This is a genomic window from Streptomyces sp. NPDC057424, assembly GCF_042803315.1.
In the GTDB taxonomy this organism is placed as follows: domain Bacteria; phylum Actinomycetota; class Actinomycetes; order Streptomycetales; family Streptomycetaceae; genus Streptomyces.
In genome coordinates, this window is record NZ_JBHVCP010000060.1 from 23,050 (window position 1) to 42,812 (window position 19,763).

Consider the following 19,763-nt stretch of genomic DNA (forward strand, 5'->3'; position numbering starts at 1 on the left):
GGGGAGACACCACGCCCCGCAAGAAACCGGAACCCCCTGGTCCGGGGGCTGGGGAGGGTGTGTGAACGCCGACCCGGGGCATCCGGACTGCCGGGAGGTCGACATGAACACGAGTGCGATGGCACAGAGCGGTCGGTTCCGGGCCCGGCGCATGGCCCGGGGTTCGGTGACCGAGTGGGCGGCACGGGCGGGGTTCGCCGCCCGGGGCGTGATCTATCTGCTCGTCGGAGCGCTGGCCCTGCAGATCGCCTTCGGCGACACCGGCCGGCAGGCCGACCGCGGGGGAGCCCTGCAGGAACTGGCGCAGAAGCCGTTCGGCGCGCTGCTGCTGTGGGCGCTGGGCATCGGGCTCGTGGGCATGGCCCTGTGGCGGCTGTCCGAGGCGCTCTTCGGCTCCGTCGGCAAGGACGGCCGCAGCGCACGCAAGCGGCTGATGGCGACGGTCCGCTTCGCCTTCTACGTCTTCGTCGCCTACTCGGTGCTGACGTTCGCGGCCAGCCGCCACCAGAGCGGCGGATCCAGCGACCAGCAGTCCCGGGACGCCACGGCCAGGGCCTTGGAGATACCCGCCGGCCAGTGGCTGGTCGGTGCCGCCGGGCTCGCGGTCATCGCCGCCGGCGGCTGGATCGGCGTGCGCGCGGTGCTGCGCAAGTACCACGACAAGCTCCGGCTGGGACAGATGAGCCACCGGATGCGGCAGCTGGTGGACGTCACCGGCGTCGCCGGCGGCGCCGCCCGCGGGCTGGTGTTCGCGGTGGCCGGGGTCTTCGCCGTCCGCGCCGCCATCGCCTACGAGTCCGACAAGGCCAAGGGCCTGGACGACACCCTGCGCACCTTCGCCGGCACCCCGCTCGGCCCCTGGCTGCTGGTCTGCGTCGCGGCCGGGCTGGTGCTCTTCGGAGTGTTCTCCTTCGCCATGGCCCGGTGGCGACGCGTCTGAGCCGCGTCCTGTGGGGAACACGAAGCCAATGAGCGATTCCGAGATTCCGCATGGCGACGGCCGGCCCGTGGACGTGTACCTGGACCTCCTGCGCATCCGGATGGACACGGAGGACTACCGCCTCCTGATGCGCGCGGTGGAACCGGTCCTCGAGGCGATCGACGAGGAACGCCTGTCCAGCCTCGACTTCGCGCTCGACTCCGGCCCCGACGACGAACTGCCCCAGGAGGTCCGTGACGAGGTGGCCCTCGTCATCGCCACCGCCGTCACCGGCCGCCTGGACAACGAAGTGGTCGAACTCGACGTCGACGACACCGGCCCGGTCAGGATCGTCACGGACGCCACCACCGCGTCCGACCCGATCCGCCTCGGGGAGATTGCCGACTACATCCGGGACCGGCACAAGCAGACCGAGGAGCTTCGGGGCATCGCAGAGGTGAGCGGGCTGCCCACGGACTTCTGACGGGCGGCGCCTCTCGCCCCCGGGGCGCCTCTCACCCCTTGGGTGCCGCAACCGGCACGCCCAGCGGCCGGGCCAGGCCCACCACGGCCTCGTCCAGCCGCTCCAGATGCCGCAGCACGCGGTCGGTGATGCGGCCGTAACGCGGTGTGCCGGCGTCGGACCCCAGCAGGGAGGCGATGCTCGGCCCGGTCTCGGCCTGCACGTCCGCGTGCTCGTCGGCCACCCGGGTCGCGATGGTCTCGATGTTGCGTACCGTGCGCCCGGCGGCCCCTCGCAGCCGCGGGTCCGCCGCGATCGAGGGATGCGTGGGCAGCAGCTCGGCGGTCGCCGCCAGCGTCCGCGCGTGATACGCGCACGTCTCCAGCAGGGCCACCACGTACCGGGCCGTGTGGCGCCGGGTGCGCAGCGGTGTGACCGGGTGGATCAGCGGCTGGGTCGCGGCCCGAAAATCGGCCAGCGCCTGGTCCAGGTCGCGCGCCTTGTCCAGCAGGTCGTCCGCCGGCCCGCCGCTGAGCTGGCCGACCGCGGCCTCGGTGACCTCGGCCAGCCGCTCCAGCACGGTGCCGAGCAGCTCGTTCGTACGGCGATCGGTCTGCACCGGCAGGACCAGCGCCGCCGCGACCACCCCGCAGGCCACGCCGAGCGCCGTCTCCTCGATCCGCAGCACGAGCACGTCGAGACTGTAGGTGTGCAGCAGCGTGTACAGCAGCCCCAGCATCGCGGTGACGAAGAACGACATCAGGGTGTACGACAGCGGCGCCGTGTAGAACATCGCGAAGATCAGCACCAGGACCAGGGCGAACGCCGTCCAGGTGTGCCGGCCCACCAGCCCCGCCAGGACGATGCCGGCCACCACGCCGAACACCGTCCCCAGCAGCCGCCGGTAGCCCTTCACCAGGATCTCGCCCGTCGACGCGGTGTTGAGGAAAACGATCCAGCACGTCAGCACCGCCCAGTACCAGCGCTGCGTGGACAGCAGCTCTCCGCCCACGATGGCCAGTGAGGACCCGACGGCGACCTGCACGGCCGCACGCGTGGTGGGTCGGCGCAGCCCTGTCTGCTCCTCCTGCGCCGCTTCCTCGCCGCCACCGTCGATCGCGGCGTCCTCGGCGTCCAGTTCCTCGCGGGAGCGGGCCGTCGCGGGGGTGTCGTCCGACTCGTCCTGCGGGCCGTCCAGCGCGATCCGCAGCCCGAGCACGGCGCGGGCCGACTCGCCGATGCCGCGGAAGACGTCCTGGACGGCGGCCGACGCCGGCGGCAGGTTCTCCTCGTCCCGGTAGCCGAGGAGACGGTTGCGCACATGGGCCAGCCCGGTGCCCGTCTCGCCGCTGCCCGCCCGCAGCACCAGGGCGTGCAGCGCCTGCAGATCGCGGTGGAGCGTGGCACCCGTCTCGTCCGGCACGGCCGGCCCGGCCACCGACGGGGCGGGTGCGCCGGGCAGGTGCAGGGTGAGCGTGTCGGCCCGTTCGGCGCTGCGGGCGGACAGCAGCAGCAGGCCGAGCCGCTCGGCGGCGACCTCGGCGTCCGCGATCCTGCGCTGCACCAGCCGTGCCGCCGACTCGTCCGGGGTGCCCTCCTCCAGCCGGTCCTGGATCATCATCGCCGTCTCGTGGAGTCGCGCGGTGCCCTCGCGTACGGCCTCCAGCGCCTTGTCCATCTCGTCGGCGGGGGCGTCGAGGAGTCCGAGCTGCGCGGACACCAGCTGGGCCAGCCGCGCGCGGAAGGCCAGCCGCATCCGCAGCAGGACACCCGTGGGCGTCGCCGGCACGATCGCGAAGCGCATCAGGGCGCTGGAGCAGAACGCCACGGCCATGGCACCGCACAGCGCGGGCAGCGTGGCGACGGTGGCACCGACGAACAGGGACAGGAAGTAGACCTGGAAGCCGATCAGTCCGAGCGCGGTGCCCCGGTCGCCGAACCGGCGGCCGTAGACCGCGCAGAAGATCAGGACGACGAAGAAGGCGTCACCGACGACGAGACGCGCGTTGAGCACCGCGCCCAGGGACAGCGAGGCCAGGGCCACCGGCAGCCCCAGCGCCAGGGTCACGGCCTGCGCGGCCGGCTGCTTCTCCCGGATGGCGAAGGTGGCGACCATCGCCGCCATGGCCCCCGCCACCAGGAGGTGCACATCGGCGCCCAGCAGGGAGAGCACGGCCAGGGTCAGGGCGATCGCGCCGACCGTCCGCAACCCGGCCGTCAGACGCAGCAGTCCGGGGTCGGACGCCGCGATCCGGTCCCGCAGCCGTGCCCGCACCGCGCGTCCCGCTGCCCTCACGCCGCCGCACTCTCTCCCGACTCACACCAAGATCCGTATCTCAGCATGACATGCCACGAGCGGGCACTCCCCTCCGGCCCGGTCCTGAGCGGTGTCCGCACGGTCCCGCCTGCCCCGCGACGCCGGGCACGCACGCTCGCACGCACCAGATGCCGCGGGGCCCCGCCCTCCGGCGGACGACGGGACTGTGCGGCACTAGTCCGGCAGGCCGGACCCCTCGACCTGCGCCCGCACCTGCTCCGGCGTCAGATAGGCGTCGGTGTACTCGAAGTCCTTCAGCCGAGCGGCCTTGCGGGCCTGGAACCCGGTCCGCACGAAGTCGTCACCGGCCACCGCGTTGAGCAGCCAGTTCGTCATCACCCGCGTTTTGGCCACATTGGTGCGCAGTGCCGACCAGTGGTAGCCGCGGGCCACGGCCTGGGCGGGCAGCCCGCGCAGTTCGATGCCCAGTGGCTTGGAGACCGCGTCGGTGCCGCCGAGGTCGACGACGAGCCCGAGGTCCTTGTGGACGTACGGCTTCAGCGTCTGGCCCCGCAGTGACGCGATGACGTTGTCGGCGACGTGCCTGCCCTGCCGCAGGGCGTGCTGCGCGGTGGGCGGGCACATGGCCCCGTCCCCCTTGGCCAGATCGGGCACGGCGGCCGAGTCGCCGAGCGCGAACACCCCGTCGTCGCCCGGCAGGTTCATCTCGGGGGCGACCGCGAGCCGCCCCTTGACCGTCTCCGCGCCGAGCGTGGCGATGAGCGGACTGGCGACGACCCCGGCGGTCCAGATGAGCGTGCGGGTCGGAACCACCCGCCCGTCGGTGAAGGTGACCTCCTCGGGGCCCGCCTTGGCGATGGAGGTGCCCAGGGAGATGTCGATGCCCCGCCGGCGCAGGATCTCCTGCGCGCTGCTGCCGAGCTTGTCGCCCAGCTCCGGCATGAGTTTCGGCGCGATGTCGATCAGATGCCACTTGATCAGACCCGGGTCCAGCCGCGGGTAGCGCTTGACCGCCGCGTGGGTCAGCCGCTGCAGGCACGCCGCGGTCTCGGTCCCCGCGTAACCGCCGCCGACCACCACGAACTGCAGCCGCGAGGCCCGCTCGACGGGGTCCTGGCTCGCGTCGGCCAGGTCCAGCTGCGAGATCACGTGGTCACGGATGTACGCCGCCTCGGCGAGCGTCTTCATCCCGAACGCGTGGTCCGTGAGCCCCGGGATGTCGAAGGTCCGGGTGATGCTGCCGGGCGCCAGCACGATGTAGTCGTACGGCTCGTTGACGATCTCGTCGGTGATGGTGCGGATGACGCAGACCTTGGACTTCAGGTCCACTCCGATGGCGCCGCCCGGAATGATCCGCGTGCGGTACTTCTTGCTGCGGCGCAGGGAGACGGCGATCGACTGCGGCGTCAGCACGCCGGAGGCGACCTGGGGGAGCAGCGGCAGGTAGAGCTGGTAGGCGAACGGCGTCACCAGCGTGACGTCGGCCTCGTCCGGGGAGAGTTTCCGTTCCAGACGGCGGACGCACTCCACGCCGGCGAAGCCTGCGCCAACCACCAGGATCCTGGGTCGTGTCACGGTGTTCATCCCTTTCTGCGGCTCCAGGCGGTCTGCCTCGAACGCCTTCCGACTGCCCTTGGATCGGTGGTTCGCACCCTTTCGATCCCACCGTGTGTCCCTCCGGTACGCCAGTCCAACACGGCAGGCAGACGAACGCGTCGATCACCACCATGCCCGCACCGTGGCCGAAAAGCACCAGGCGGGAGTGAAGAACGCGTGCACACCCGGCCTGCCGGACCCGCCGTCAGGATCCGGCGCGGCCTTGGAAATGACACAGCAGCAGACACACGTCGTCGTCCCGCTCGGAATCGCTCAGCAGCGGATGCAGGAGCCGGTCCGCCGAGCCCTCCAGGTCCGCGTCCAAATCCGCGGAGCGAAAGCCGCCGAGTGCCGTGGCCAGCCGATCGATGCCGGGGTCTATGCCCTGCGCACGCCGCTCCACCAGCCCGTCCGTGTACAGCGCGAGGGTCGAGCCGGGCGCCAGCTGCTCCGTGTGGTCGGCGATCTCCTGGGTGAGCGGGATGCCGAGCATCGCGCCGGGTTTGGCGTCGAGGGTGCGCACGGTGCCGTCGGGCAGGCGCAGCACCGGCGGCGGATGCCCGGCGGCGGCCCAGGTCAGCGTGGGCTCGTCCGGGTGGAACCGGGCGATGACGGCGGTGGCGTACAGGTCCGGCTGGAGATGGTGCAGGAACCGGTGCAGCCGGGTCAGCAGCCGGCCCGGGCTGTCGCCGTCGACGGCGTACGCCCGCAGTGCGGTGCGCAGCTGGCTCATCATGACCGCCGCGTGCAGACCGTGTCCGGTCACGTCGCCGATGACGGTGATGAGACCGCCGTCCCGCTGGGGGAAGGCGTCGTACCAGTCGCCGCCGATGTTCAGCCCGTGGGTGGCCGGAAGATACCGCGCGGCCAGGCTGAGGCCCGGCGTGGCGGGCAGATCCGTCAGCAGGGCGCGCTGCAGTGTCTCGGCGATGTCGCGGTTGTGCTCGAAGCGCCGGGCGTTGTCGATCGCGATGCTGGCCCGCCGGGTGAGCTCGATCAGCATCACCGCGTCGTCCGGGTCCCAGCGGGCACCGGGCGGCGACAGAGTGAGGACCCCCAGCGGCGCCCGTCGCGTCGGCAGCGGCACACACAGCAGTGGCCGGCCGGGATCCAGCGCCGACGGCGGCTGGTCCTCGACGCCGGGCAGGTTGCCGGGGTGGTCGGCGGCGTACTGGGGCCGCCCGGTCCGGGCCGCGACCACGGCGGCGGCCGGATGCGGCGCAGACCGGTGTCTGTCCTCCTCGTGGTCGAACAGCCACACGTCGACGCTGCTCGCGTACTCCGGCACCAGCAGGTCCGGCAGCCGGCGCACGATCTCCTCGTGGTTGAGCGACGCCGTCAGCACGGCACTCGCGTCCGCGAGGAACGTCAGCCTGCGCCGGGCGCTCTCCGCCTCGTTGCGGGCGCTGCGCTCGGCGGCGAAGGCCTCGCGCTGGGCCCGCCCGGCCGCGTCCAGCTCGGCGTGCAGGGCCAGGACGCCCTGGTTGGTCTGGTGGAGCTCCTCGCGGTGGAAGGAGACCAGGTTCTCCTGCTCGGTGAGCTTGTCCAGCACCACGGCCGTGTCCTCGTCGGCGCCGAGCAGGGCCTCCGACAGGGCGGCGGGGTCGTCGGCCACGGTGCCGTCCTCGGCGGCCTCGGCCGTCTCGGGGCAGGGGACCGTGACCTCCCAGAGCGGCTTCCCGGCGGCGCACGCCTCCGGCGACGGGGTCACCACGACGTGCAGCAGCCCCTCCTCGGCGGGGGAGCCCGCCAGGTCCATGGTGAGCCGCCAGGTGCCGCCCTTGGTGAGGCACTGCCGCAGATGGGCGCTGAGGGCGGCGGCGAGCCGGGTCCGTTCGACGGTGGGCATGCCGTACGCGGCGGCCAGGCGCGCCAGGGAGATGCGGGCGCGGGCCGCGTCGGTGACGGTGGTGATCTGCCAAGTGCGCATCATGGGCGTTCCGGCGGGGTCGAGGTCAGCACGGCCACGGCGGTGTCGTCCCGCACCGGCCGGGCGGGACTGCTGGCGTCACGTATCGTCACGGCGGCCGTCACGGCCGGGTCGGCCGCGGGCAGCCCGGGGCCGGACGGTGGGGCCCAGCGGCTGGGCAGGCCGTCGGTGTGCAGGATCAGCAGCGGGTCGTCCGTCCAGTCGGCCTCCTCCTCACGGAGAGTGGCCGGCCGGTGGAGCCCCACGATGCCGGGCCGTGACAGCAGGGGGTTCCAGGTGCCGGAGGTGCGCAGCCGCGCCCCCACGTTCCCGATGCCGGCGAACCGCAGCCGCCCGGCCGACAGGTCGACCTGGGCCAGGGCGACGGCCGCGCCCCGCGTGCTCTTCAGCGCATCGTGCAGCCGCCCCAGCGACTCGGCGGGGGAGAGGTGGGCCCAGCGGTGCAGCGCCGCGACCGCGGCGGACGAGGCCCGCGCGGCTTCCGGCCCGTGCCCCAGCCCGTCCGCCAGCATCAACGTCACCCGGTCTCCCGCCCGGACCCAGGCCCAGGCGTCTCCCGAGTACTCGGCTCCGCCGTAGGGGATGTTCACCCCGCCGGCCCGCACGCCGGGGACCGGCGAGGAACGGTCGTGTGTGACGGCCCCGGGGTTCGGCAGGCCGCGGGCAGGCGCCGCGCTGTGGTCCTGCGGTTTCGTCTCCGCGCCGCTTCCGGTGGCCGCGGCGTTCGCCGGGCCGTGGGCCGGCGGAGCCTGGTGACCGGTGTGGCGGCCGCACGCCCCGGTGCCGGCCGGGCGGTGGGCCGGCGCCGTCCGAGGACCGGTCTGGGTACCGGGCGTGACGGCGTCTGCCGGGCCCTGGGCCGGTGTCGTCAGGGAGGCCGGGCCGGTCCGGGATGCGCCGGCGTCCGCGAGGCCGTGGACCGGTGTCGCCCGGGGGCCGGGCCGGCTTCCCGGCGTGCCGGAGCCCGGCAGATCGTGGCCCGGCGCTCCGTACGGCCCCTGCCCGGTCCCCTGCGCACGGCCGGCCGCGGGTGCGGAACCACCGGCGGCGCCCCGGGCCTGTTCCGCGGCTCCCGGCGTACCTGCGGACACCGCCGCGTGGCCCGTCAGGCCACCGCATGCCACCGTGCCGAACGGCGGTTCGCCGCCCGGCCACCGTCCGCCGGCGGAAACCCTGCCGTCGGACCGCACCGCCGCCTCACCGCCCCGGGGCGTCGCGCTCACGCGGGCGACCGCGACCGTGCCGCGTCCGGGGACGCTGTGCAGGGCGAAGTCGTCGGCCAGGCGCAGACACGTGCCGAGGCCCGCGCCGAGCGAGCGGGACGTGGAGAAGCCGTCGCGCAGGGCCGCGGGCACATCGGTGATGCCCGGGCCGTGGTCGATCGCGGCGATCTGCACCACCCGGGGCTCCTCCCGGCCCTCCCGCAGAACGGGCGGGGCCACGACGTCGATGAGCACCTGACCACCCTCGGCATGCTTCAGCAGGTTCGTGGCGAGCTCGGTCGCGACCAGCGCGGCCGCCGCGGTACGCCGCTCGTCCAGACCGGCCTGCGCGGCAGCGCCCTCCGCGGCGACCCGCGCGTCGCGCACCCGGGTCGAGTCGCGCACCGGCACGTCCCACACGCGCGGCATCAGACCTCCTCGCGCGGGCGCGGCGGCCGACCCACCCAGCAGGTCACCCGGACCGTGGTGCCCGAGCCCGGCGTGGTCTCGATGTCGAAGTCGTGCACCAGACGCCGTGCGCCGCTCAGCCCCATCCCGAGACCGCCGCCGGAGGTGTAGCCGTCGGTCAGGGCCTGGTCCAGGTCGGTGATGCCCGGCCCCTCGTCGGTGAAGGCCAGCCGCAGCCCCTGCGCACCCGCCCTGCCGACCTGCGTCGCCTCCATCTGTCCGCCGCCGCCGTGCACCAGGGTGTTGCGGGCCAGCTCGCTGGCCGCGGTCAGGAGCTTGGTCTGGTCCACCAGGCCGAAGCCGAGCCGGGCAGCGGCCTGCCGTACATGCTGTCGCACCCATACCAGGTCCATGTCCGACCGGATGGGCAGGCAGGCCTCCACGCCCGCGGCGGTGTGCATCACGGACTCTCCTGACGCGGGCTGCCGGGACGGGGCACCGGTGCCCGCCGCGCGAGGAGCTCCATGCCCGCCTCGGTACTGAGCGCGGTGCTCAGCCCCGGCAGCGTCAGACCCAGTTCGACCAGGGTGATGGCGACCGCCGGACGCATCCCGGCCACCACGGTGCGTGCTGCCAGCAGCTTGGCCTGCGCGGCGATCTCGGCCAGCACCCGGCCGAGGAAGGAGTCGACGATCTCCACGCCGGAGATGTCGATGAGGACCCCGCGCACCCCGGTACGGGAGATGGTCTCGGCGAGATCCTGCTGGAGCTGCTGCGCCGTGCTGTCGTGCAGGTCACCCTGGAGTGTGACCAGCAGGACGTTGCCGAGCCTGAGGACCGGCACGTGGCCGGTCACGGGACGGGGGTACGCGTCGTTCACCGCTGACCCGCACCCGGGTTCACGATGTCCGCGCCGAGCTCGTGCAGCGCGTACCCGAGTGCGTCGGCGAGACTCGCTCGGGTGATCACGTCCAGGTCCAGGCCGAGATGCACGATGGTCTGCGCGATGGCGGGGCGGATGCCCGAGACGATGCACTGCGCGCCCATGAGCCGCGCCGCGGCGACCGTCTTCATCAGGTGCTGCGCCACCAGCGAGTCCACCGTCGGCACCCCGGTGATGTCGAGGATCGCGAACCGCGCGTGCTGCTCGACGACGGCGTTCAGCAGCGTCTCCATGACGATCTGGCTGCGGGCGCTGTCGAGCGTCCCGATGAGCGGCACGGCCACGACGCCGTCCCACAGCCGGATGACGGGCGTGGCCACCTCCATCAGCTGGAGCCGCTGCCGGTCGCTGAGCGCCTGCCACTCGCTCAGCGCCGTCTGCATGGCCACCAGCCGCAGGGTGCCCATCAGCACCGTCAGCGCGGTCGAACAGGCCCGCAGGTGCTCGGGTGGGGCCTGCTCCAGATCGGCCGCCAGCAGGTTCTCCACGGGCGGCCGGAGGGCGGCCAGCTCGCTGGAGACCTGGGTGTTGGACAGCCCGGCGCGGGAGCGGGCCACTCCCATCCGGGCCAGCTGCTCGCGCACGCCGCTGAATCCCGCGGAGTCCGGGTCCTCCACCTGCTCCGAGTCGGCCACCTGGGCCAGCGCGTCCACGACGACCTTGCCCGCCTCCACCGCCTCGTCGCGCGAGACGGTGAACACGGTGCGGAACAAGGGCTCGTCCGCCCACCGCTGGGCGATCTGCTCACGCCGGCGGTACAGGAAGTCCCTGACCTCATGGGTGGGCGTGGCGAGCTGTCCGTCCGCTTCGTGCTCCGGCACCTGGGTTCTCTCCTCATCCGCGTTGCGTCGACCGAGCCCGCTTCTGGCAACGAGACGGCGATGTGACACTTGCCGGGCGACAACTCTAACCATGCGCCGACCTCGTACGACACCTGCTCCGGTGCAAGCGATCCGGTTCAGGGAAACGGCGGTTGGCGCCGTCGGCGTGTGACGGGTGAGCCGTCGTTCGGGCGGGGCGGAGCGAGGGCACCGGGCGCCCATGGTCACCGGTGCCGTGCCCGAGGGGGCACCCGGACCGTCAGAGGCTCTGTTCCCCGGCCTCCTCGGGATGGTGCGGCCCTTCGTCGGCACGGGTCAGGGCCTCGTCGACGCTCTCCGATATCGGCACCGTGATGCTGACGCCGGTCAGATCGAGGATGCGCCGCACGGCCGGCGCCGGGCTGATGACGTGCACGCTGCCCTCGGTCTTACGGGTCTCCTGGTACACCCGCAGGATGATGTTCATCCCGGACGAGTCCATGAAGGGCACGGACGAGAGGTCGAGCAGGAAGTGCCGTCGGCCGTGGTGGAGTTGGTTGGCCAGATGGGCCTGGAACTCGGTCGCGGTGTCGACGTCCAGGTAGCCGTCGACCGTGATCAGGGCCACGTCCTCCCGGGGCAGTTCGACTTCCACGGACAGCGGGTTCTGGGCGAGGGGCACGGATACCTCCAACAAGTGCTACGGCCTGGGCTGGTCACCTCTGGGGATGACCGCGGTGCGAGGGGATCCCGGTCGTCGTTCTCCGGACTCGAATGCCGTTTCTCATGCGCCTCCCTTCACTGACGGGCTTCGGATGTCACCGCGCCCCCGCGATTACCCCGGAAACCGCCCTCCATGCCCCCTCGGCCGGACATCGTCGGGAGCGGCCGCCGGAAGTCGCGTGCGGGAGCAGGTGTGTGCGCCGAATGCGCTTGCGGCAGGAGGGTAATTGCTGGTGTGGAACGGGGCGGGCGCGAGGCGCTCGCCGGAGGAAGGGCGATCCGCGCATCGCCAGGGAGGATGGAGCAGCGTGGCCATCGACAGGATCTGGTCGTACGCGCCGGACAGCGGTCACAGTGAGGGGCAGGACCTGACCGGTTTCGCCGTCGCTGCGACCGACGGCACGATCGGGCACGTGGACCGGGAGGCCGCCCCGCACGACATGCGGCACCTGGTCGTCGACACCGGCGTCTGGGTGTTCGGCCGCAGCGTCCTGGTACCGGCCGGAGTCGTCACCGGCATCGACATACAGGGGAGGAAGGTCACACTGGCCTGCAGCAGGGGGGACGCCAAGGCGGCGCCCCGCTTCCAGACCGACAGCGAGACCCGGGACCGGGAGTACCTGCGGGCCGTGGGTGACTACTACGGCCGGCTGCCACCCCGCGAGACGGCCTCGGCCTGAGCCGGTCACGGGCGCTTCGCGCCCGTGACGCTCCCGGCTCACCAGGGCAGGAACACGTGCACGTCCTTGCCCCGGTGGTCGGCCACCACGCTGACCTGGTCGCACAGCGTGTGGATCAGGTGCCACCCGATGCCCCCGCCGCCGCTGCGTGGATCGAAGGGGCGTGGGGCGGGCTCCGTCGTGCTGGTGTCGTGCAGCACCACGTGCACCCCGTCGAACGTCCGGCGCATCCGCAACGCGAACGGGCCGGGGGCGTACTGGACCGCGTTGGCGGCCAGTTCCGTCACCACCAGCAGGATGTCGTCCCAGTACTCGGGGGCAGAGGGCGGGGAGGAGCGTGCCAGATCACGCAGGAACTCCTCCGCGGCCAGCCGCGCACCGGTCACGTCATGCGGCTCGCCCACGAAGCTGTTCGTGCGGCTCGGGATCTCCTCGGAGGTCAGGGCGTCGTCCCCACGCGGCTCGGTTGACATATCGCCTTTCCGGCCCGGGCGTCAGCAAGGGCTGTCGTCAGGGCTGTCGTCCTTTCTCTTGCGTCGCCACTGTTGCGTGTTCCCGACCGGGACAGGCCTACGCGTCCGGCCGCACGCTCAGCGGAACACGTTGTCCGAATCGTCCCAATTCGGCGGTTCATCCGGGCTGCTCGGCCGCCCGGGACGCCTGCGGGACCGGTACATCGCGTCGATCTCGGAAGCGTAGTGCCGCACGATCTCGTCCCGGCGCAGCTTCATCGACGGCGTCAGCAGCCCGTTGGCCACGTCGAACGCCTCCGGCAGGACCCGGAACACCCGGATCGACTCCGATGGCGACACGACGCTGTTGGCCGCGGCCACGGCCCGCGCGACCTCCTCCCGCAGCGCGTTCTCCTCCCGCGCCTCCCGCATCTCGCCCTGCATCGCCAGCCCGGCCCGCCAGTGCGCCAGGAACTCCGGATCCAGCGTGATCAGCGCGCCGACACAGGGCCGGTTGTCCCCCACGACCACCGCCTGGTGGATGAGCGGGTGCATCCGCAGCCGCTGCTCCAGGGCCAGCGGGGCGACGCTCTTGCCGCTGCTGGTGATGATGATGTCCTTCTTGCGGCCGGTGATCGTCAGATAGCCCTCCGAGTCCAGCTGTCCCAGGTCCCCGGTGGCGAGCCACCCCCGGCGCAGCGCGGCCCGGGTGGCGGCCGGGTCGCCCACATACCCCTGGAACACCGACGGGCCGCGCACCAGGATCTCCCCGTCCTCGGCCACCTGGATCTCCATGCCCGGCAGGGCCTGTCCGACCGTCCCGGACTTCTCCCGGCCGAGCGGCTGCATCGTCACCCCGCCGGCGGTCTCCGTCAGGCCGTAGCCGTCGTGCACGTAGATGCCGATGCCCTCGTAGAAGAGGGACAGATCGCGGCTGAGAGGGGAACCGCCCGACGTCGCCCGCTGCACCCGTCCGCCCAGCGCCGCCCGCAGCCTGCGGTACACCGTGCGCTCGTACAGCGCGTGCTGGAGCCGCAGGTCGAAGCCGGGCCCGCGGCCGCGGCCCAGCCGCTGACGCTCCAGGGCCGCGGCGAAGTCCCGGGCGGTCTCCGCGGCCCGCTCGAACAGTCCGCCGTGCCCCCTCTGCTGAGCCGTGCGGAGGAAGTTCTTGTAGATCTTCTCGAGGACCGACGGGACCGCGTAGAGGTACGTGGGCCGGAACGAGCGCAGCGCCGACGACAGCGCCTCCCCGCTCAGATCGGCCTGGTGCCCCATCAGCAGCCCGCCGCGCACGCACAGCCCCTGGATCATCAGCCCGTACACATGGGAAAAGGGCAGGAACGCGAGCACGGAGCCCTGCTCCCCGCGCGGCGCCGCCGTGTGTCCCCAGCCCGCCAGCAGCGTGTCGCAGGGGCCGGCCAGGTTGCGGTGGCTGAGCGCACAGCCCATGGCACGGCCGGAGGTGCCGGAGGTGTAGGCGATGACGGCCGTCGAGTCCGGCAGCACGATGCGGCGCATCGAGTCGACCGTGGCGAGCGGGATGAACTCGCCGCGTACCGTCAGGTCGGCGAGCGCGCCCGCGTCCAGCTGCCAGACGTGGCGCAGCAGGGGCAGCGACGCGCACACCGAGCCGACGGTCATGATGCCCTGTTCGTCCTCGACCACCACGGCCACGCACCCGGCGTCCCGCAGGATCCACTCCACCTGGTCGCGTGACGACGTCGGGTAGACCGGGACGACCTCGGCGCCCACGGCCCACAAGGCGTAGCACAGGACCGTCCACTCGAACCGGGTGCGCGCCATGATCGCCACGCGGTGGCCCGGCGCGATCCCCGAGGCGATCAGTCCCTTGGCCACGTCCACCACCTCGTCGCGCAGCTCGATCGCCGTCACCTCCTCCCAGGCCGCGGAGGCCGGGTCGGCGCGGCGGGCGAGCATCGGGCGGGTCGGTTCCCGGTCCGCCGTCTCGAAGACGCTGTCGGCGAGCCCGCCGGTCAGGGGCGCAACGGCCGGGGGAGCGAGGGCGAGGTCGCGCATGCACTGCTCCTGACGTGTACGGGGTGTGACGTTGCCGACGGGTACCGTCATCGGCGGTGCTCGAATGTAGTCGAGTCGGGACCCTTCGGGGTCGGAAAATACGGAAGTGGAATCCCCTGATGATCTCGGGGTGACCGGGGGACCCGGACGGCATGACTCACATCAGCCCCGATCCCGAACCCGAACGCACCCCCGGTCTGGAACCCGGCGGCGGTGTACCGCCGGGCGAGACCCCACCCGCGGAGAGCAGCATGCCGGAGACGCTGCCCCGGGAGACGCACAACCCGCCCAAGGGCTGGGCCAAGGCGCCACTGACCGTGATCATCGTCCTCGCGGTGCTGATCGCGGCGTTCTTCCTGGCCTACGCCCTCGTCCTGATCCTCTGAGCCCCGGCCCGGAACGGACGGGACGCCTCACGCCTGCGTGTGGCGGACGCACTCGGTGACGACGTCCCGCAGACTTCCCGTGCGCTCCATCAGGGCACGCTGCACCTGGGCGCCGTTGCCCTCCCGCAGCAGCTCGTCGCAGGCGGCCCGGGCCCGCTCCAGGTCACCGGTGCCCGCGAGGGCCTCCTCGACATGGTCCAGCAGGGCACGGACAACGGCCTTGGCGGGCATGCGCCGCATGGTCTCGGGGTGCAGCAACTCGCCCGAAAGGCCGGAGCGGGCGGCCTGCCAGTCGGCCAGCCGCAGCAGACTGACACCGTGGCCGAGCGGCTCCCGGCCGGCCCGCCACTCCCGCGCGGCCGTCTCGACCAGCCCGCGGACGAGGGTGGCGATCAGCGCGGCCGTGCCGGAGTGCAAGCAGACGTCCGAGACCCGGATCTCCACCGTCGGGTACTGCTGGGACAGCCGCGCGTCGAAGTAGATCATCCCGTCGTCGAGGATGACGCCGGTCGCCACCATGTCCGAGATCAGACGGTGGTACCGCTCGGCCGAGCCGAAGATCTCCACAGGACCGGCCGACGGCCAGCGCCCCCACACCCTGCTGCGGTAGCTGTTGTACCCCGTGTCCTTGCCCTGCCAGAACGGCGAGTTCGCGCTGATCGCCCTCAGCACCGGCAGCCACGGCCGCAGCCGGTCGACGACCGCGACCCCCTCCTCGTCGGTCTCGACGGACACGTGCACATGGCAGCCCATCACGAGCTGCTCCTGGGTGGCGATGCCGTACTGCTCCTCCATCCACTGGTAGCGCCGGTTGACTCCGACGGCCGGGCTGACCGGCAGCGGCGAGGTGGCCAGCGCCGCCACGGTGCAGCCGATCTCCTCCGCGTGCCGGGCGGCCTCCTTGCGGCAGCGGACGATCTCCGCGCGCAGGCTCTCCATGGACGACTGCGGATGGGTGGCGAACTCCAGCATCTGCTCGTGGAGTTCCTTCTCGAACACGTCCTGATCGGCGTCGTCCTTCTCCGCCCGGGCGAGTACCGCTGCGGCCAGCGCCCGCGGTTCCCCGGTCTCCGGATCGACCAGGAGGAGTTCCTCCTCCACTCCCACGGTGCGCACCTGATGCCTGCCCTTCTGTGCCCTGCCGCGTCGTACCACCGGGTGCTCCCGGTGGTACGACCCCCAGTGCCCCGCTCAGGCGGTAGGACACCTGGCGGGCCGGCAGGACTTCACGCGGCGAACGGCGTCAGCCACACCGTGGCGAGCGGGGGCAGCGTGATCCGGACCCGGCCGTCCTCCGGCTTGACCGGCTCCGGGTTGGTGACGCCGCCGCCGCCGTAGCGCGTGTCGTCGGTGTTGAGACGTTCCTCCCAGGCGACGACCTCACCCGGCACCCACAGGCCGTAGTCCTGCCGGACGACGGGGGAGAAATTCGACACCGCCAGCAGCGGATTGCCCTCGCCGTCGTAGCGGAGGAACGCGAAGACGTTGTCGTCGGCCGAGTCCACCGCCACCCACCGGAAGCCCTCCGGGCGGGTGTCGCACTGCCACAGCGCCGGAGTCGCCCGGTATGCCGTGTTCAGGTCGCGGACCAGGTCGCGCACGCCCCGGTGGTCGCCCGCCGAGTGGTAGCCGTCGTCGAGCAGCCACCACTCCGGGCCGTGTTCCACCGACCACTCGGCTCCCTGCGCGAACTCCTGCCCCATGAAGAGCAACTGCTTGCCGGGGTGGCTCCACATGAAGCCGAGGTAGGCCCGGTGGGTGGCGCGCCGCTGCCACCAGTCGCCGGGCGTCTTCGACACCAGCGCCTGCTTGCCGTGCACGACCTCGTCGTGGGAGATCGGCAGGACGTAGTTCTCGCTGTAGGCGTACACCATCGAGAACGTCATCTCGTGGTGGTGGTACTTGCGGTGCACCGGCTCGTGCGCGATGTACTCCAGCGAATCGTGCATCCAGCCCATGTTCCACTTCAGCCCGAAGCCGAGCCCACCGGTGTCGGTCGGCCGGGTCACCCCGCCCCACGCGGTGGACTCCTCCGCGATCGTCACCACGCCGGGAGCGCGCCGGTACACGGTCGCGTTCATCTCCTGCAGGAATCCCATGGCCGCCAGGTCCTCCCGGCCGCCGTAGGCGTTGGGCTCCCACTGGCCGTCCTCGCGCGAGTAGTCGAGGTAGAGCATCGAGGCGACGGCGTCCACGCGCAGCCCGTCGATGTGGAACTCCTCGCACCAGTACACGGCGTTCGCGACCAGGAAGTTGCGCACTTCGGTGCGGCCGAAGTCGAACTCGTACGTGCCCCAGTCCGGGTGCTCCGCGCGCCGGTCGTCCCCGGGCTCGTACAGCGGTTCCCCGTCGAACCGGGCCAGCGCCCAGTCGTCCTTCGGGAAGTGCGCCGGCACCCAGTCCATGATCACGCCGATGCCGGCCCGGTGGCAGGCGTCGACGAAGAACCGGAAGTCGTCCGGAGTCCCGAGCCGGGCCGTCGGAGCGTAGAACCCCGTGACCTGGTAACCCCAGGACCCGTGGAAGGGGTGCTCGGCGACCGGCATCAGCTCGACGTGCGTGAAGCCCATGTCCTTGACGTACGTCGGGAGTTCCTCGGCGAGCTGCCGGTAGGTCAGCCCCGGCCGCCAGGAGGCAAGGTGCACCTCGTACACCGACATGGGCGCCTCGTGCACCGGCGTGTCGGCGCGATGCGCCATCCACTCGGTGTCGCCCCACTCGTAGTGCGAGGCCGTCACGATCGACGCCGTGTTGGGCGGCTCCTCGCAGCGACGGGCCATCGGGTCGGCCTTGAGGAAGCGCCGGCCGTACCGGGAGTGGATCTCGAACTTGTACGCGGTGCCCTCGCCGACGCCAGGCAGGAACAGCTCCCACACGCCGGACGCGCCCAGGGAACGCATCGGGAACTGCGTCCCGTCCCAGTGGGTGAAGTCCGTGGCGACCCGCACGCCCTGCGCGTTCGGCGCCCACACGGTGAACCGGGTGCCGGTGACGCCCTCGTGGGTCATGGGCTGCGCACCGAGCGCCTGCCACAGCTCCTCGTGCCGTCCCTCGCGGATCAGGTGCAGGTCGAGCTCGCCGAGCGCGGGCAGGAAACGGTACGGGTCGTGCGTCTCCTGATCGCCCTCCTCGTACGCCACGTGCAGGGTGTACTCGGGGACCGCGTCCAGCGGCAGCACGCCCGAGAAGAGGCCGTCACCCTCCGAGACGAGGGCCGTGCGCCTGCCGCCGATCACCACGCTCACCGCGCGGGCGAAGGGGCGCAGTGCCCGGAACGCGACCCCGCCGGGCACCGGGTGGGCGCCCAGCAGCGCGTGCGGATCGTGGTGGGCACCCGCCAGCAGACGTCCGCGGTCCTCCGGACTCAGTGCGGGCGCGGTCGTGCTCGGGACCGGGCCTGACGGCTCCGGGATTGAGGTGTCTCGCAGGGCCACGGCTCAGTCTCCTCTCACAGCGAGGCGCTCGATCGCCGCCATCGGTACAGGCAGCCAGTCGGGGCGGTGCCGTGCCTCGTACAGCACCTCGTACACGGCCCGGTCCGTCTCATAGGCCCGGAGCAGTCCGTGCTTCTTGCGCGGGTCCCAGCCGGCGCGGGCGGCATAGCCCGCGCAGTAGGCCTCGCGGCAGCGGCGGGCCCACTGCGGGCGCCAGGGGCGGCGCTGCCGGGCGGCGTAGTCGAAGGAACGCAGCATCCCGGCGATGTCCCGCACGGGGGAGTGGGCGCTGCGTCGTTCCGAGAGCGGCCGGGACGGCTCGCCCTCGAAGTCGATGACGAACCACTCGCGCCCGGCCCGCAGCACCTGACCGAGGTGCAGATCGCCGTGGATGCGCTGCGCGGGAGGTCCGGGGTCACAGCCGGTGAGGGCGGCGAACGCGGTCCGCAGACCCGGCACGAAGGGCTGCAGCGCGGGCACGCAGTGCGCGGCCGCGTCCAGCCGCTCGACCATCGCGGCCGCCGTCTGCCCGTTCTCCCCGGGTCCGCCGACGGGGAACGCCGACGCCAGCGCGAGGTGCACCTCCGCCGTGGCCGCGCCCAGCGCCCGGGCCTGGACCGTGAAGTCGTCCCCGGCGGCCAGCGCGTGCAGCCCGAGCGTCCAGCCGTCGGAGGCGTCCCGCAGATACGGCTGGAGCACGCCGAGGGTGGCCTTGAACGGGTGGTTCGTCTGGAACCAGGCCACGGGGGCGGGCACGCGGTGGCAGCCCTGACGGGCCAGCGCGCCCGGCACCTCCAGGTCCGGGTTGACGCCCGGCTGGATGCGCCGGAAGACCTTCAGGATGTACTCGTCGCCGTACACCAGCGAGGAGTTGGACTGTTCGGCGTCCAGCAGCCGCGGCACCAGCCCGGCGGGCACCCGCTGGTCCGGGGCGCAGTCGAAGCGCAGGGGGCCCGCGGTGCCCGGGTGCCGCAGCCGGTCCAGCAGCAGCTGGGCCGAGCGGGGGTCGTGCAGCGCGTCGTAGACCGTCAGTCCGGCCAGCGGCCCGTCCTGCACCCGCCCGATCAGCGCCCGCCCCAGCCGCGGCGACGGCTGCTCCCGGACGCCGAGCAGCAGCTGGTAGCAGTCGCCGGCCGGGGGAGCCCCGCCGGGCGAGGGCACGCCCGTGTGGCCGGCGTGACCGGCGTGGACCAGCAGATGCAGACAGCCCGGGAAGAGCTCGGTCATCGACAGCAGACCGAGTTCCGTGACGGGCCGGTCCTTGCCGGCGAACCAGCGCTGCCGGGGCAGCCAGTCGCGCAGCAGCCCGCCGAGCGACTCCATGGGCTCGGCAAGGCGCGGGAGGTCCGGGCGGAGGGATGCGGTCTTCGGCATGGTCACGCCTCCTTTCGTCGGCGCAGGCTCACAGTCGCCGGCCGATGCGGGATGCGACTCGAGTGAGCCTGAACCAGTAGAAGCCGTGGCCCCCGAGGGTCAGCAGGTACGGCAGCTCGCCGATGGCGGGGAAGCGGA

Annotated in this window: 16 protein-coding genes and 2 pseudogenes; 4 read left to right on the forward strand and 14 right to left on the reverse strand. The window is 72.5% G+C overall.

What is annotated here, in order from left to right:
* The first annotated feature begins 103 nt into the window (after nucleotides 1-103).
* Together ACFU3E_RS32240 and ACFU3E_RS32245 are read left to right on the forward strand one after the other, a co-directional pair.
* Entirely contained in the window at nucleotides 104-940 is an 837-nt protein-coding gene (locus tag ACFU3E_RS32240; RefSeq protein WP_384166287.1) for a DUF1206 domain-containing protein, read from the forward strand.
* A 28-nt stretch (nucleotides 941-968) separates the two neighbouring features.
* A complete protein-coding gene (locus ACFU3E_RS32245; RefSeq protein WP_384166290.1) occupies nucleotides 969-1,403 on the forward strand; it encodes a hypothetical protein in 435 nt (144 codons plus the stop codon).
* 31 nt (nucleotides 1,404-1,434) lie between these two features.
* Here the strand turns inward: ACFU3E_RS32245 and ACFU3E_RS32250 are convergent, their stop codons facing one another.
* From ACFU3E_RS32250 to ACFU3E_RS32290, 9 genes and pseudogenes are all read right to left on the reverse strand, one after another.
* Nucleotides 1,435-3,678, reverse strand: coding sequence for an FUSC family protein (locus ACFU3E_RS32250; protein WP_384166292.1), 2,244 nt, complete (start codon nucleotides 3,676-3,678; stop codon nucleotides 1,435-1,437).
* A 195-nt stretch (nucleotides 3,679-3,873) separates the two neighbouring features.
* Nucleotides 3,874-5,244, reverse strand: coding sequence for an NAD(P)/FAD-dependent oxidoreductase (locus ACFU3E_RS32255; RefSeq protein WP_384166295.1), 1,371 nt, complete (start codon nucleotides 5,242-5,244; stop codon nucleotides 3,874-3,876).
* Between the two features lie 217 nt (nucleotides 5,245-5,461).
* Nucleotides 5,462-7,189 carry a PP2C family protein-serine/threonine phosphatase gene (locus ACFU3E_RS32260; RefSeq protein ID WP_384166298.1) on the reverse strand — a complete coding sequence of 576 codons (1,728 nt, stop codon included), beginning with the start codon at nucleotides 7,187-7,189 and terminating at the stop codon, nucleotides 5,462-5,464.
* A pseudogene (locus ACFU3E_RS32265) lies at nucleotides 7,186-8,040 on the reverse strand (SpoIIE family protein phosphatase); the annotation flags it as partial. The pseudogene ACFU3E_RS32265 and the gene ACFU3E_RS32260, both read right to left, overlap by 4 nt.
* 393 nt (nucleotides 8,041-8,433) lie before the next feature.
* Nucleotides 8,434-8,817 (reverse strand): annotated as a pseudogene (locus ACFU3E_RS32270) (ATP-binding protein); the annotation flags it as partial.
* Nucleotides 8,817-9,257: an anti-sigma regulatory factor gene (locus tag ACFU3E_RS32275; protein WP_384166333.1), complete on the reverse strand. Its 441-nt coding sequence runs from the start codon at nucleotides 9,255-9,257 to the stop codon at nucleotides 8,817-8,819. The pseudogene ACFU3E_RS32270 and the gene ACFU3E_RS32275, both read right to left, overlap by 1 nt.
* Nucleotides 9,257-9,676: an STAS domain-containing protein gene (locus ACFU3E_RS32280; RefSeq protein ID WP_384166300.1), complete on the reverse strand. Its 420-nt coding sequence runs from the start codon at nucleotides 9,674-9,676 to the stop codon at nucleotides 9,257-9,259. Before ACFU3E_RS32280 ends, ACFU3E_RS32275 begins: the two co-directional genes overlap by 1 nt.
* On the reverse strand, nucleotides 9,673-10,560 hold the full coding sequence (locus tag ACFU3E_RS32285; protein WP_384166303.1) for an STAS domain-containing protein: 888 nt from the start codon (nucleotides 10,558-10,560) through the stop codon (nucleotides 9,673-9,675). The genes ACFU3E_RS32280 and ACFU3E_RS32285 overlap by 4 nt, the downstream gene beginning before the upstream one ends.
* A gap of 259 nt (nucleotides 10,561-10,819) precedes the next feature.
* Nucleotides 10,820-11,221: an STAS domain-containing protein gene (locus tag ACFU3E_RS32290; protein WP_384166306.1), complete on the reverse strand. Its 402-nt coding sequence runs from the start codon at nucleotides 11,219-11,221 to the stop codon at nucleotides 10,820-10,822.
* Nucleotides 11,222-11,570: 349 nt separating this feature from the next.
* Here ACFU3E_RS32290 and ACFU3E_RS32295 point away from each other — a divergent pair, with 349 nt between their 5' ends.
* Complete coding sequence (locus ACFU3E_RS32295; RefSeq protein WP_384166309.1) at nucleotides 11,571-11,942, forward strand: PRC-barrel domain-containing protein; 372 nt, start codon at nucleotides 11,571-11,573, stop codon at nucleotides 11,940-11,942.
* A 38-nt stretch (nucleotides 11,943-11,980) separates the two neighbouring features.
* Here the strand turns inward: ACFU3E_RS32295 and ACFU3E_RS32300 are convergent, their stop codons facing one another.
* Entirely contained in the window at nucleotides 11,981-12,415 is a 435-nt protein-coding gene (locus ACFU3E_RS32300; protein WP_384166312.1) for an ATP-binding protein, read from the reverse strand.
* A 117-nt stretch (nucleotides 12,416-12,532) separates the two neighbouring features.
* Complete coding sequence (locus ACFU3E_RS32305; protein ID WP_384166315.1) at nucleotides 12,533-14,431, reverse strand: AMP-dependent synthetase/ligase; 1,899 nt, start codon at nucleotides 14,429-14,431, stop codon at nucleotides 12,533-12,535.
* Nucleotides 14,432-14,583: 152 nt separating this feature from the next.
* On the opposite strand from ACFU3E_RS32305, the gene ACFU3E_RS32310 reads away from it, so the two are divergent.
* Nucleotides 14,584-14,817, forward strand: a complete 234-nt coding sequence (locus ACFU3E_RS32310) for a DUF6480 family protein (RefSeq protein WP_384166318.1) — start codon at nucleotides 14,584-14,586, stop codon at nucleotides 14,815-14,817.
* Nucleotides 14,818-14,844: 27 nt separating this feature from the next.
* On the opposite strand, the gene ACFU3E_RS32315 is transcribed toward ACFU3E_RS32310, so the two are convergent.
* From ACFU3E_RS32315 to ACFU3E_RS32325, 3 genes are all read right to left on the reverse strand, one after another.
* On the reverse strand, nucleotides 14,845-15,933 hold the full coding sequence (locus tag ACFU3E_RS32315) for a glutamate--cysteine ligase (protein ID WP_384166321.1): 1,089 nt from the start codon (nucleotides 15,931-15,933) through the stop codon (nucleotides 14,845-14,847).
* A gap of 110 nt (nucleotides 15,934-16,043) precedes the next feature.
* Complete coding sequence (gene glgB, locus ACFU3E_RS32320; RefSeq protein WP_384166324.1) at nucleotides 16,044-18,251, reverse strand: 1,4-alpha-glucan branching protein GlgB; 2,208 nt, start codon at nucleotides 18,249-18,251, stop codon at nucleotides 16,044-16,046.
* Between the two features lie 3 nt (nucleotides 18,252-18,254).
* The gene (locus tag ACFU3E_RS32325; protein ID WP_384166327.1) at nucleotides 18,255-19,625 is read right to left on the reverse strand and encodes a maltokinase; all 1,371 of its coding nucleotides are present in this window, start codon (nucleotides 19,623-19,625) and stop codon (nucleotides 18,255-18,257) included.
* Between the last annotated feature and the right edge of the window lie 138 nt (nucleotides 19,626-19,763).